This is a genomic window from Synechococcus sp. RS9916, assembly GCF_000153825.1.
Lineage (GTDB): Bacteria > Cyanobacteriota > Cyanobacteriia > PCC-6307 > Cyanobiaceae > Synechococcus_C.
The window spans coordinates 821,093-832,768 of record NZ_DS022299.1; the positions used below are offsets into that span (position 1 = coordinate 821,093).

The 11,676-nt window shown below is 58.7% G+C and carries 16 protein-coding genes; 3 read left to right on the forward strand and 13 right to left on the reverse strand.

Annotated elements, in window-relative coordinates; genetic code table 11:
• Positions 1-337 precede the first annotated feature (337 nt).
• From RS9916_RS14795 to RS9916_RS04465, 4 genes are all read right to left on the reverse strand, one after another.
• A complete protein-coding gene (locus RS9916_RS14795; protein WP_007098063.1) occupies positions 338-514 on the reverse strand; it encodes a hypothetical protein in 177 nt (58 codons plus the stop codon).
• A gap of 103 nt (positions 515-617) precedes the next feature.
• On the reverse strand, positions 618-1,574 hold the full coding sequence (gene ppk2, locus RS9916_RS04455; protein WP_038023267.1) for a polyphosphate kinase 2: 957 nt from the start codon (positions 1,572-1,574) through the stop codon (positions 618-620).
• Positions 1,575-1,691: 117 nt separating this feature from the next.
• Positions 1,692-3,005 (reverse strand): ATP-binding protein, encoded by a 1,314-nt coding sequence (locus RS9916_RS04460; RefSeq protein ID WP_007098065.1) that lies wholly within the window; start codon positions 3,003-3,005, stop codon positions 1,692-1,694.
• 12 nt (positions 3,006-3,017) lie between these two features.
• Complete coding sequence (locus tag RS9916_RS04465; protein WP_198003396.1) at positions 3,018-3,743, reverse strand: response regulator; 726 nt, start codon at positions 3,741-3,743, stop codon at positions 3,018-3,020.
• A 145-nt stretch (positions 3,744-3,888) separates the two neighbouring features.
• On the opposite strand from RS9916_RS04465, the gene RS9916_RS04470 reads away from it, so the two are divergent.
• Complete coding sequence (locus RS9916_RS04470) at positions 3,889-4,368, forward strand: hypothetical protein (protein ID WP_071961549.1); 480 nt, start codon at positions 3,889-3,891, stop codon at positions 4,366-4,368.
• 3 nt (positions 4,369-4,371) lie between these two features.
• On the opposite strand, the gene RS9916_RS04475 is transcribed toward RS9916_RS04470, so the two are convergent.
• The 4 genes from RS9916_RS04475 to RS9916_RS04490 all read right to left on the reverse strand — a co-directional run bounded on the left by RS9916_RS04475 (position 4,372) and on the right by RS9916_RS04490 (position 6,407).
• Entirely contained in the window at positions 4,372-4,683 is a 312-nt protein-coding gene (locus tag RS9916_RS04475; RefSeq protein WP_007098068.1) for a hypothetical protein, read from the reverse strand.
• A 113-nt stretch (positions 4,684-4,796) separates the two neighbouring features.
• The gene (locus RS9916_RS04480; protein ID WP_038023271.1) at positions 4,797-5,042 is read right to left on the reverse strand and encodes a hypothetical protein; all 246 of its coding nucleotides are present in this window, start codon (positions 5,040-5,042) and stop codon (positions 4,797-4,799) included.
• A gap of 61 nt (positions 5,043-5,103) precedes the next feature.
• Complete coding sequence (locus RS9916_RS04485) at positions 5,104-5,766, reverse strand: DUF4335 domain-containing protein (protein WP_007098071.1); 663 nt, start codon at positions 5,764-5,766, stop codon at positions 5,104-5,106.
• Positions 5,767-5,831: 65 nt separating this feature from the next.
• Positions 5,832-6,407 carry a DUF3038 domain-containing protein gene (locus tag RS9916_RS04490; protein ID WP_007098072.1) on the reverse strand — a complete coding sequence of 192 codons (576 nt, stop codon included), beginning with the start codon at positions 6,405-6,407 and terminating at the stop codon, positions 5,832-5,834.
• Between RS9916_RS04490 and RS9916_RS04495 the strand changes: the two genes are divergently transcribed.
• Positions 6,406-6,969, forward strand: a complete 564-nt coding sequence (locus tag RS9916_RS04495; RefSeq protein WP_007098073.1) for an adenine phosphoribosyltransferase — start codon at positions 6,406-6,408, stop codon at positions 6,967-6,969. The two genes, RS9916_RS04490 and RS9916_RS04495, sit on opposite strands and share 2 nt — an antisense overlap.
• Here RS9916_RS04495 and RS9916_RS04500 read toward each other — a convergent pair.
• The 5 genes from RS9916_RS04500 to dapB all read right to left on the reverse strand — a co-directional run bounded on the left by RS9916_RS04500 (position 6,960) and on the right by dapB (position 10,341).
• Positions 6,960-7,172 (reverse strand): DUF2949 domain-containing protein, encoded by a 213-nt coding sequence (locus RS9916_RS04500; RefSeq protein WP_007098074.1) that lies wholly within the window; start codon positions 7,170-7,172, stop codon positions 6,960-6,962. The genes RS9916_RS04495 and RS9916_RS04500 overlap by 10 nt on opposite strands.
• The gene (locus tag RS9916_RS04505; protein WP_232199526.1) at positions 7,156-8,349 is read right to left on the reverse strand and encodes an FAD-dependent monooxygenase; all 1,194 of its coding nucleotides are present in this window, start codon (positions 8,347-8,349) and stop codon (positions 7,156-7,158) included. The genes RS9916_RS04500 and RS9916_RS04505 overlap by 17 nt, the downstream gene beginning before the upstream one ends.
• Positions 8,350-8,458: 109 nt before the next feature.
• On the reverse strand, positions 8,459-8,713 hold the full coding sequence (locus tag RS9916_RS04510) for a hypothetical protein (protein ID WP_007098076.1): 255 nt from the start codon (positions 8,711-8,713) through the stop codon (positions 8,459-8,461).
• Between the two features lie 80 nt (positions 8,714-8,793).
• Positions 8,794-9,456: a hypothetical protein gene (locus tag RS9916_RS04515; protein ID WP_007098077.1), complete on the reverse strand. Its 663-nt coding sequence runs from the start codon at positions 9,454-9,456 to the stop codon at positions 8,794-8,796.
• A gap of 30 nt (positions 9,457-9,486) precedes the next feature.
• On the reverse strand, positions 9,487-10,341 hold the full coding sequence (gene dapB / locus RS9916_RS04520; RefSeq protein WP_007098078.1) for a 4-hydroxy-tetrahydrodipicolinate reductase: 855 nt from the start codon (positions 10,339-10,341) through the stop codon (positions 9,487-9,489).
• A gap of 161 nt (positions 10,342-10,502) precedes the next feature.
• On the opposite strand from dapB, the gene RS9916_RS04525 reads away from it, so the two are divergent.
• On the forward strand, positions 10,503-11,676 hold a 1,174-nt coding region (locus RS9916_RS04525; protein ID WP_156777603.1), incomplete at its 3' end, for a DUF3479 domain-containing protein.

Below are 11,676 nucleotides of genomic sequence, written 5' to 3' on the forward strand. Positions count from 1 at the left end.
CCCTCAGCCAAGGTCAAGAGGTAAGGGTCGACATCAAACTCGTAGCCGCAGTCGCAAACGACGTGGTAGCGAAGCTTCTTTGACTTCACCAACCTTTTGACCAATGTGACACGGCCAAAACTCTGTCCGGGCTTGAAGTTCTCGAGGGAATGACCGCCGGAGGAAGGGCGCCGGATCTTGGCTTTGACCAGAGCATTACGCACAGACGTCTCACTCCCTTTTCCAAGGATTCGAGAGATCTGTGCGTAAGAGCGACCTTCATCGAGATACAGACGCTTGATCTCATCAAACTCGCTTGCGCTGAAACCCGACTTGCCGGCCACAGACCTTACCTCCGTTAGGGCATGCGACAGCCCAGTTGAATCGAACCTTCGTCCATCAAGCGACCAAGACGCAAGGCCGTGGCTTCTTCAATGCGGCTGAAGCTGCGCTGATGGGCGGTCAACCAATCAACTTCACGTTCGGTGATCACCCCAGTGGAGATCGCCTCGAGAAACAGTTCTCCAAGGGTCATCGTTGGGCTGCAACTGTCTGCACGTTGCTCGGGGAGATCACGGCATGCATGACCCTCTCAACTTTCTTCACGCACCACCGAGAGTCACCCCACAAAGAGTCGGTCAGTAGGGATAGGCATTCGGGACAAAAAACTGTTCATTGATCGGGGGCCTTGTGTAATCGCCCTGATCAGGTCGATCAGGAAGCTTGATCGCGGGTGGCGTCATGTCTTCCCAAGGCACCTTGCTCAGCACATGGCGCAGGCAATTGAGCCGAGCTCGACGTTTGTCATCAGCCTCAACGGTGAACCAGGGCGCTTCCGGAATATTGGTGCGCGCAAACATGGCGTCCTTCGCTTTTGAAAAGTCCACCCAACGGTTGCGGGCCTCAAGATCCATGGGGCTGAGCTTCCAGCGCCGGGTGGGGTCATCAATGCGTGACTGGAAGCGCGCTTCCTGTTCGGTGTCACTGACCGAAAACCAATACTTGAGCAGCAAGATGCCGCTGTTCACCAGCATCTGCTCGAAGCGCGGACAATCATCGAGGAACTGCTCAACCTGGTCATCGCTGCAAAACCCCATCACCCGCTCCACACCAGCGCGGTTGTACCAACTGCGGTCAAACACCACAATTTCGCCAGCACTGGGGAAATGCTCGACATAGCGCTGGAAATACCACTGGGTCTTCTGTTGATCCGACGGGGTACCGAGAGCCACCACACGACATCCCCGGGGGTTCATGGGTTCCGTCAGTCGCTTGATCGTGCCGCCCTTTCCAGCAGCATCACGACCTTCGAACAGCACAATCATTCGAAAGCCAGTGGCTTTCACCCAGTACTGCATCTTCACCAGGTCAGTCTGAAGACGTTCCAGCTCACTCTCATAGAGCTTCTTGTTCAAACGCTCGGCTTTGGCAGAACCAGTTTCAACCAGGTCATCGAGTAACTCAGAAGGGTGGTGAATGTCCTGATCACTGCCATCCAAGGCGGCGATTAACGCATCGGGTAATTTCCCGGCTTCCTTGGCGACGTGCTTCGGCTTGGAGGGATGGCGTTTCTTATCGCCATGCTTGTCACCCATTGGTCCCTTGCACTTGGTTTTGACTTTGCCTGCGTGCCCCATGACTGCAATCGCGCCCAGTCCATATCTGGCGCCGGCGAGGTGCAACAGCAGGGGATCTCAGCTTTTCTCAACCATTCACACCCCTGGTTTGCAGAGGTTCAAAGGCAGGCACAGACGAATCACAAAACGACCTGGAGCATCGTGATCGCTGAATCCACAGCTGAGATCACCACCATGGATGCGGGCGACGTGGGCCACGATCGCCAATCCCAAACCGCAGTGGCCTTGTTGACCGCGGGATTCATCCAATCGCTGGAACGGTTGCAACGCACGCTCCCATTGATCTGCCGGCATCCCGTCCCCTTGATCCCAGACCTCAATTACCGCTTGATTGGCGCGCTCAAACAGGCGAACGACGACCGGTGCGGAGCCATAACTGAATGCATTGTCGATCAAGTTGGCAACGGCGCGACTCAACGCCACTGGCTTGATGCAGGCCTGAACGGAATCAAGTTGAAGCTCAAGTTGCTCTGGAGCATGACTGGTGGAGAGTTCCGCAAGCAACTGATCCAATGGCACTTCAACAGCGACTTCCCCATCACCGCCACCCGCAAAGAGAAGGAATTGCCCAGTGATACGTTCCAACGATTGGAGATCACCAGAGCAGCGGTCCCGCTCCTGGGTAGAGAGCGTTGGCATCGACAAGCGAAATTGAAGCCGGGTAATCGGAGCCCTCAAATCGTGGGCGATCCCCGCCAACATCGTGGCGCGATCACGCCGATTGGCCGCAAGCCGCTCCACCATCGCATTGAAGTGGTGGGTGATACGGCGCACCTCAGGAGCACCACGGGCGGCAACCGCTTCGGGTTCATCGCCATCACCCACGCGTACAAGCGCTTTCTCCAAACCACGCAACGGTCGTTCAACCTCCAGCAACAGGAACAACGCACCACAGCTGATCCCCGCCCCCAGCAAAGACAGCACCAGCAAGGTTGGTTCAGGAGGCCAAGCCATCGGAGAACGCAGGGAGACCCGCAACCAGATCGGCTCCAGAGGAGAGATCAATTCCACCCACACATCCCAGCTGCTTCCGTTCGCAACGACCATCGGGCAATGGGCCAAGCGACGGCAGAGCTCCTGCTGCAGCGCATTGGCCTGCTGGGCAAGAGCCGGCGGCGGTGGGGGCTGACTGGATGGCTTGTTCACAACAGCCAACTGAAGCCCTGTCAGTTCTGACACCAAGTGGGGTGGGTATCGCTCCAGTGACAACTCCGTAAGGCGCACGTTGAGAGCAAGATTTCGACCCAACTGGACGGTCTGCAGAGCCTCCACCTGGCGCCCAAACAGGAGTTGCAACGCCAACAGGCACAGTGCCCAACTGCCAAGGCCCAGGGCAGACCAACGAAGCAGAGCGGCAAGCAGCGGTGACCAGCGTCGCGGAGCACGCATCAACGACAACCGCTATCGCGATCGGGGCGTCCCATCCGGCACAAAGACATAGCCATAGCCCCACACCGTCTGGATATAGCGCGGACGGCTGGGATCCGGCTCCACCAACTTGCGGACCCGAGACACCTGGACATCCATGCTGCGACTGTCTGTGTCACAGCCTGGACCGCGCGCCAATTCGATCAAACGCTCGCGGGAGAGCGGCCGATGTGGATGCTGAACAAACGCGGCCAGCAAACTGAATTCACCACTGGTGATCACCGCGGGCACCCCATCGCGGCTGAGTGTGCGGGCGGACAGATTGAGCACCATGTCGCCAAAACTCACATCCCCTCCCTCAGCAAGCGGAGTCCCAGCAGGCAAGGAACTGCGCCGGCGAAGCACAGCATCAATCCGGGCCGAGAGCTCACGGGGCAGAAAAGGCTTGCCCAGATAATCATCTGCACCTTGTTCCAGGCCGATAATCCGATCCACGCCCTCTCCGCGGGCGGTCAACATCACGACGGGTAGATCGTCGCCTGCATCCCGCAAACGACGAAGCGCCGTCAGTCCATCGTCGCCAGGCATCATCAGATCCAACACCACCAGATCAGGGCGCTGAAATTCGAGTCGTGCCTCGAACTGCTTGACGTCACTAAGGCATCGGACGTCGTAACCCTGATCGATCAAATAAGTGCCAACCATCTGACGCAGATCAGGATCGTCATCCACAACCCAGATCATTGAGGACCGTGTCATGGCGTTCGGGGTAAGGCGACGACTGGAGCGATCGTATGCAGATCAATGGGCAGTGTCTGCAGAACGCAGACCCTGTCACAGCTTGGGAGGCTCCGGTCATCATTGAGTCATGCCCTTTGCCGCTGCTCTTCATAGGCTGTATGCCATGAGATGCCTTTCACCACGCTGGAGCTTCCCCGGGCTAGCCCTGGCGGTGACGGGCACTGTCGTGGCGCAGCTTGCGGCGCCGATCGCGGCGACAGCACAGGAAGAAATTCGCCGCTACGGCCTGCGGATGGAAGCCATGTTCGTGCGCATGGATGCCAATCAGGATGGACGCTTGGTGCCTGCTGAGGTGCGAGGTCAGCCCTACCTGGAACAGCGCCTGCGCAGACCTGACTCGCGCGGGTTTCTGCTAAAGGAAGACCTGCACACCCGATCACAACATCACAACGGGCCCAGACTTCAACGTCGCTTCCTTCAGGCGGATCGCAACCGTGATGGGCGACTGAACCGCAACGAAGCCGAAGCACTGCCTTGGGTGTATCGCCACTTTGAAAGCCTCGATCTCAACGGGGATGCGTTGATCAGCCTTCGTGAACTCTGGGAACTGCAAAAAGCCTTGGCGCCGCGTCTGCGGCGGTAGCCCCTAACGCCGCCGGAGGGACGAGGGGCGCCGTGACGGGGGAACACGCCGACGCTGAACTTTCGGTCGGCGCGGGGTCTTCAACAAACGCACCAAAGCCCGCGTTAATCGGGTGCCACCGCCTAGCAGAGAAACCAGGCCAGCCAGCAAAACCGCGGCGATCAGCAGAACGGACGCCAACCCCAATAAAGCGGTCAAGAGTTTGACCAATCCGCTGATCAGATCGGAAATCATCTCGCTGACCAGAACCATGCCATCCACCTGCTGGGGCAACCAAGCAAGAAATGCCAGCAGGCCCACCCCCAACAGGACCATCAACACACCTTCAAGACCCTGCCTCCAAACAGAGGGGAGTGGACGAGGGCGACGCCTGCGAAAAACGCGGCGCTCACGATCACTGCTTTTTGGTCCTGTTAAGCGAACGGGATTCATGGCACCAGGGTGTGGCCAGCACCCCGCATCCAACGCTCAAATTCCTGAACAACAAGTTCATTCGGGCAATCAATCAGGGTAAGAACACCCACTGTGCAATCCCCATAACCGCTGTGATGAAGGGTCAAGTGGTATCCCGAACCACTCAGTCCGCAGACTTCGGGATCACTGCGCACCACAACGTCGAGGGAAGCCCCGATCCGCGCCACACGCCGCCGCAGATCTGACCAACTCGCTGCCATCCCGGTCTTTGTCGCTCACTGGCTCCAATTCTCCCTGTCGAAGGGAGAACGTCAACGATGCCTACTGATCCCCGGGTGCATCAGCATTGGTTTCGGATTTAGTTCCGGATTCGGAGTCGGCGGCTGGACTCGAGGTGGGTGTGGGTTCTGCAGCAGGTTGGGTGGGCTTCAGAGAAGGCAAAGGCAGGAGGGACACCAAAAGAGCGGCAGCCACCAGAGCAGAGCCACCCAAAACAGGTGCTGCAATCCGTTTCATCAACGGGATCCGTTCCGCCAACTCGCGGCGCGCGAGCGGGCGATCGTTCTGGGCCACCCAAGCGATCTGCACGCGGGGATCAAGGCGCATGGCATCGAGACAACGCACCAGATCCGCAAGCTCTGCATCATCGAGTTGGATCGACAGAGGCTCAACCCCTGGTTGGCTGCTGCGCAACTGCAACTGGTGACCACCTGAGGATGAAGGAGAGAGACTGACCGGAGACTCCGGACCTCCGCACGTCCTGGTCACACCCGACAGCAAGTAACGGGCGTAAGGAAGAACCGTGGCGAGCATGGCTTCGAGGTGTTCGCGGCGCCCTTCCAGTTCTGGAGATCCAACGAACTGCAGCTTCCAAGAGGAGAGAATCCCGATCACGCCCTGACCATGGTCAGCGGAGATGTCCGGCAGCCCCTCCACCATCAGACGAGCCGCTGTTTGGTCGTAGCGGTAGGCGAGCTTGAGCATTCGGACAAGAAGGGAACGGACAGAAGAGAACGACGGTGCCGCTAGAAGGCACGGACCATGCCTCGCTAAGGGGTGGGATCCTGCAGGCTGGCGCGGAGACGATCAATCCCGCCAGGCCCTGCGGCGAGAGCCAATGTGATCACCAATTGACGCTGCACTGGGGCGGCACTCTCGGTTTCCAGCAGATGTTGAACGGCGCAACGGCGCAGGTTCATGCGTTCAGCAATCAGATCCCGCAGGCGCTGGTCGACCAAGGCCCAGCGTTGTTGCGTGAGTTCTTCAGGCTCCCGACTGGACAGCAGCTGGTGAAGCATGGGATAGAGCCGGTCAGCCATGGCACAGACCACGCGAATCAGCGCCTCGATTTCAGCTCCACTCAGGGGCGTTCGGCGGGTGGAACGTCGGAGCGGGTTGGTGCAGCGACGTTTCCAAAGTTCGACGCGATTGGGGAACAGGTCGGTAAAGCCCAGTTGCTGGGTCGCCCAGAGCATGGCCTCACCACCGTTGAGATCCAGGGCTTCCACGGTGAGCAAAAGCAGATCAAGCCGTTCCAGCCCCCGGCGGTTGAGAACCGTTGAGGTGTCAGGTGCAATCACGCCGCTAGGGGCCGCGAGCTCAGGGGAAGCAGTGGCGTCGGTCATGGCTGCGATGATGCCAGCACTGAGGCCTCCGCGTCACCCTTCGTTGGATCTAAAACCACTAATTCGCGACATTCCTGATTTCCCCAAGCCTGGAATTCTGTTTCGCGACATCACTCCTTTGCTGCGTGATCCCGAGGGGTGGCGCGCTGTGATGAATCAGATGGGGGCCATTTGTGAGCGACTTCAACCCGACCTGATCGTGGGCATCGAATCCCGAGGCTTCATTGTCGGCACCGCCCTAGCAACAGACCGCAAGTTGGGATTTGTGCCAGTGCGCAAACCCGGGAAATTACCGGGTGAGATCCTCGGCATCGACTACGCCCTGGAATACGGCACCGATCGCCTCGAGATTCATGCCGATGCCCTTCAAGGGGGAGCCAAGGTGTTGTTGGTGGACGACTTGCTGGCAACAGGAGGCACAGCAGCAGCAGCAGCTCAGCTGATCAGCCAGGCAGGCGGAGACTTGGTGGGTTGCAGCTTTGTGATCGAACTCGCCGCACTGGCGGGGCGAGAAAAATTGCCGCAGGCCACTCCAGTGGAATCCCTGGTGATTTATTCCTGATCTTGCACCCAATCCAGCACCTGCTGGTATTGCGTCAGGGTGAGCAAGCCAAAGCTCCACAACACCACGGGGAGCGGAGCTTGCTCCAACTCGGCCTGGCGTTGCCCTAACTGCAATGCGTTCTCGCTCAGGCCCAGTTTCTCCCGCAGGAAACGCAGAAGCTTTGGGGAGTCTTGGGGCTGGGGATCACTGCTGAACACCATGACGTCCACCTCCTTCCCCCCACTGTGGCGAAGGCCGACCAATTGTCATCGGGCCATCACTCATCGCCTGAAGACAAAGCCTGCGCAAAACGGGTAGGTGTTGCAGCATCCGCAAAGCAAGGCTTCGCAAGGGAAGCAGTAGCCCGAAGCGATTGGAAAACAGACGCAGCAGTGCATCCGTGCCCAAAGCAATGAGCACAAGGTCAGGAAGCCGGCGGCGGTTGTAACGGCGGACCAAACGGGACAGCGATGACTGCTGGCTGCGCTGTTGTGCAACCAGATCGAGCAGATCACTGACATCACGCCAGCAAAGGTTGAGACCTTGACCACCCACCGGATGGCAGCGATGGCCAGCTTCCCCGACCAACAGACGGCGGCCACGCCCCAACTGGGGCGCCAAGCTCAACTGAAGCGGCACCGCCATCGGCTGATCGAGCAAGGCATCAGGGTTCATCCCTTCCGGCAGCACCGTGGCCAGTCGATCGAGCAGAGCTGCTGGTTCCAACGACGCCCGCTCACGACAGCGGTTGAAGGGGGCGCTCCAAACCAACTGGAAGATCTGCCCCCCCAGCGGCAGCACGGCAAAGGGACCCTCACTGCGGAAGATTTCATAGGCCGTCGCCGGGACAGCCCCGCGCAACAGCACTTTCATCGTCAGGCAACCTTGCCGATAGGGCATCGACCAGAAAGGAAACCCCCAGGCCTGGCGGTGGGGTGAGCGGGGACCATCACAGGCGATCTGCAGGTCAAACCGTTGCGCCGAAGAGGGGTGATCAGGTGTCACCGTCTCTCCAAGTTCTAAGGAAAGTCCTGGATGGGATTGCAGTCGCTCCATGAGCAACTGCATCAAAGGCTTGTGATCAAGGATCCAACCAATGGCCCCCGCGCCCCGATTGACAGGGGCCAGGTCATGGAGATCGAACCAAACCCGGGGATTAACGCCTTGATCCTCAAGGCGCAACCTGGTGAAAGGAACCAAGTGGGGTTGCAGCTCAGACCAAAGGTCGAGGCGTTGCAGCAGACGCTTGGACGAATGGGTAATCGCATAGGCACGACTGCGCGATGCGATCTGGTCCATCGACAGAGGATCGGAAAGCGCAACGTTGCAGCCCAATGAGGCCAAACCAAGGGCAAGCAAGGCTCCTGTGGGACCCGCTCCACAAACGGAAACCGACAAGGAGCTCACAGGCTCCCTGTCGGTCAAAGACTGCTCAAGGATGTGAGCAGACGAACCAGCCATAGGGGGTGAATGAAGCACCGGTGGTGCTCAAACTCCAACCATCCAATCAGCCCAGACCCAGCAGACCGTGAGTGAAGGCCTCACCACCCAAAGCGAACTCAGTCGCGAGCAGTGCAATGAAACCAAGCATGGCCATCCGACCATTCAGCTTCTCAGCACGGTCATGGAAGCCCCAACCGCTTTCCACTTCAACCACTTCCATGCGGGGCTCTGTGGCAAAAGCATTCAAACGACCACCGTCTTCTGTGGTGACGGAAGCACCGCGGATCACGGGAGCGGTGGAAGAAGTGGACTGAGTCATGAGTCGATCTCGCCTTTAAGCATTGTAACCCAATATTACGAAACTTTGCGAAGCCGATGCCTCGGCTCCAGCGGTTTGGGCTAGCGCTGGCGTCGTCCGCTCAGGCGGATCTGGCACAGCTCTTCAAAGGCTGGCCTGAGCAAGAAGGGATAATCGCCTGCCCAGAGCCGCAGTCCAGGCAGCCAGGCATCCGTTAAAGCAGCAACGCGCGAAAAATCATTTCGCTCACTGAGCACAAGGCAGCGAATACGCGCCCCGGGGCGGATCTGACCATGTTGTTTGGTCATCGGAAAACTGACGCGGCCCAGATAACCGTCTTCATCCGCCAACTCGAGCACGAGCCACGTGCGGCGATTTTCCACCAACTCCAGATCACCACGCTTGTTGGCTTGCTCCCGACGACTTTCGACCCGTTCCTGGGTAAATGCATCGGCCACTTCGCCCTCAAACAACGCTGCAGCAGGGAATCGGCGCAGTGTCGCGTTGCGGCGACCTGCCTCAAGGATCGGCCCCCAGAGCACGTAGAGGAAGAACACGACGCTGAGCAAGAGCCAGAAGGGGCCCCAGCGGCTGCCGAGCTGCGCCTGGTTGTAGATCAGAAAACTGATCACACCGCCAATCGCAGCGATCATCACCCGCTGCAAAATCTTTCGTGGATCGCCCAGGCATGCCGCGAACTGCGTGCTGGTACCCACCGCCGGAATCAGGCGCTGAAGTTCTCCGGGCTTCAGGGGAATCAGCATGAATCAGAACAACGGAACGGGAGCAAGAGTTCAGAGCAGCCGTTCAAGGCCATAAACCAGTGCCCCAAGCTGACGCACCTTGCGGATGCACAGCAACACCCCAGGCATGTAAGCGGAGCGATCAATCGTGTCGTGGCGGAGGGTATACGTCTCACCGGGGGCTCCAAACATCACCTCTTGGTGGGCCACCAGTCCGGGCAAACGCAGAGAGTGCAACCGCAAGCCACTGGGACGCACCCCCCCGCGGCTGCCCTCCAAGGATTCGTGCTCATCCACCTCAGCCGGATTGAACGTTTTACCCAGCTCCTCCATCAATTCAGCTGTTTTGATGCAGGTACCGCTGGGAGCATCCGCCTTGCGGTTGTGATGCAACTCGGTGAGCTCAGCATGGTCGTAAAAGCGAGCAGCAGCGGCAGAGGCTTGCTGCAACAACACCATGCCCACAGAGAAATTGGGGATAACGGCACCGCCCACGGACGCTTTCTCAGAAAACACCTGGAGGTCCTGGAGCTGTTCCGGAGACAGCCCCGTCGTACCGATCACGGGATGAACGCCATACGCAATAGCCGCTCGGGTGTTGGCGTAGACGACCGATGGGTGGGTGAAATCAACCATGACAGCCCCCGCTCCAGGACCCTTGTCACGCAGGGCCTGACTGACAGCACAAAGACAGCCTTCAAGATCCGCGGTCACCGCAACATTGAGAACGCCCAAGCCAAGAGCTTCTCCAACATCAACACCCTCTTTGCCGGGAGTGGTGTCGATGGCCCCCACCAGCTGGCAATCCTCTGCACCAACAACGGCCTTGATCACCTCAGCGCCCATCCGTCCCAGCGCTCCAGCAACAACCACATGGATTCGATCGGCCGTGGGAGCCTCAGTCATGGCGATGGGACAACACAGAGTTCGAATCATGCCCGATGCCCTGAAAAATCAGTGGCGGATCGGAAACTCCTACTAAGCAACGACTGTGTAACGCCTTAAACCCGAAACTCGCGACAGGGCCTTCATTCTCGTAGTGTCTTCACATAGCTCAATCCATGCTGATGTTCACGCAGGTTCGCTCTTCTGATCGCCGCGTCGTTCCTGCTGAACCCAACAACCACACATCAGTCATGAAGGCTGTGTATGTGGTGCTTGAACCGCAATATCAAAACGCGCTAACGCAGGCCGCAACAAGCCTCAACGCCCAGAACGGCCCTTTGGGCATCGACCTGAGCGGCTATCTGATCGAAGAGCTTCGAGATCCCGACAATTACGCAGACTTCTGCGCCGATGTCGCCCAGGCCGATGTGTTCGTGGCCTCCTTGATCTTTATTGAAGATCTGGCGCAAAAGGTGGTTGACGCTGTCACCCCCCACCGTGATCGGCTGAAAGCCGCTGTGGTCTTCCCCTCGATGCCCGAGGTGATGCGCCTGAACAAGCTCGGCAGCTTCTCCATGGCGCAGCTCGGCCAAAGCAAGAGCGCCATTGCCGGCTTCATGAAAAAGCGGAAGGAGTCGGGGGGAGCAGGCTTCCAAGACGCCATGCTCAAGCTGCTCAACACCCTTCCGACGGTGTTGAAGTACCTGCCTGTCGAAAAGGCTCAGGATGCTCGCAGCTTCATGCTCAGCTTCCAGTACTGGCTGGGTGGCACCCCAGACAACCTCCGCAATTTCCTCTTGATGCTTGCGGATAAATACGTCTTCCCAGCAGCTGAGGGTGAAAATCGCCCCGAGTTGGAGGTGGCAGACCCGGAGGTGTTCCCTGATCTGGGTATCTGGCACCCGCTCGCCCCAACCATGTTTGAGGATCTGAAGGAATACCTCAACTGGACTGCGAGTCGCCAGGATCTCAGCGATGAAGCCCGCAAAGGTCCTGTGATTGGCCTTGTGCTTCAACGCAGTCACATCGTGACTGGTGATGACGCCCACTACGTGGCCGTGATTCAGGAACTGGAATTCCGTGGTGCTCGCGTCCTCCCGATCTTCTGCGGCGGTCTTGACTTCTCCAAGCCGGTCAACACCTTCTTCTACGACCCCCTCAACCCCGAACAGTCACTCGTCGACGGCGTGGTGTCACTGACCGGCTTCGCTCTTGTGGGTGGTCCTGCGCGTCAGGACCACCCCAAATTCGCTCATGCACTCAAGCGGCTGAATCGCCCTTACATGGTTGCCCTGCCCCTGGGGTCCCAAACCACTCAGGAATGGGAGGACAGTGATCTGGGCTTGCACCCTGTTC

What these genes read in the sequence shown, in the direction of transcription:
- RS9916_RS14795 (WP_007098063.1), bottom strand. Translation starts at nt 514, where the DNA reads ATGACCCTTGGAGAACTGTTTCTCGAGGCGATCTCCACTGGGGTGATC.
- ppk2 (WP_038023267.1), bottom strand. Translation starts at nt 1,574, where the DNA reads ATGGGTGACAAGCATGGCGATAAGAAACGCCATCCCTCCAAGCCGAAG.
- RS9916_RS04460 (WP_007098065.1), bottom strand. Translation starts at nt 3,005, where the DNA reads ATGCGTGCTCCGCGACGCTGGTCACCGCTGCTTGCCGCTCTGCTTCGT.
- RS9916_RS04465 (WP_198003396.1), bottom strand. Translation starts at nt 3,743, where the DNA reads ATGACACGGTCCTCAATGATCTGGGTTGTGGATGACGATCCTGATCTG.
- RS9916_RS04470 (WP_071961549.1), top strand. Translation starts at nt 3,889, where the DNA reads ATGAGATGCCTTTCACCACGCTGGAGCTTCCCCGGGCTAGCCCTGGCG.
- RS9916_RS04475 (WP_007098068.1), bottom strand. Translation starts at nt 4,683, where the DNA reads ATGGTCCTGTTGGGGGTGGGCCTGCTGGCATTTCTTGCTTGGTTGCCC.
- RS9916_RS04480 (WP_038023271.1), bottom strand. Translation starts at nt 5,042, where the DNA reads ATGGCAGCGAGTTGGTCAGATCTGCGGCGGCGTGTGGCGCGGATCGGG.
- RS9916_RS04485 (WP_007098071.1), bottom strand. Translation starts at nt 5,766, where the DNA reads ATGCTCAAGCTCGCCTACCGCTACGACCAAACAGCGGCTCGTCTGATG.
- RS9916_RS04495 (WP_007098073.1), top strand. Translation starts at nt 6,406, where the DNA reads ATGGCTGCGATGATGCCAGCACTGAGGCCTCCGCGTCACCCTTCGTTG.
- RS9916_RS04490 (WP_007098072.1), bottom strand. Translation starts at nt 6,407, where the DNA reads ATGACCGACGCCACTGCTTCCCCTGAGCTCGCGGCCCCTAGCGGCGTG.
- RS9916_RS04500 (WP_007098074.1), bottom strand. Translation starts at nt 7,172, where the DNA reads ATGGTGTTCAGCAGTGATCCCCAGCCCCAAGACTCCCCAAAGCTTCTG.
- RS9916_RS04510 (WP_007098076.1), bottom strand. Translation starts at nt 8,713, where the DNA reads ATGACTCAGTCCACTTCTTCCACCGCTCCCGTGATCCGCGGTGCTTCC.
- RS9916_RS04515 (WP_007098077.1), bottom strand. Translation starts at nt 9,456, where the DNA reads ATGCTGATTCCCCTGAAGCCCGGAGAACTTCAGCGCCTGATTCCGGCG.
- dapB (WP_007098078.1), bottom strand. Translation starts at nt 10,341, where the DNA reads ATGACTGAGGCTCCCACGGCCGATCGAATCCATGTGGTTGTTGCTGGA.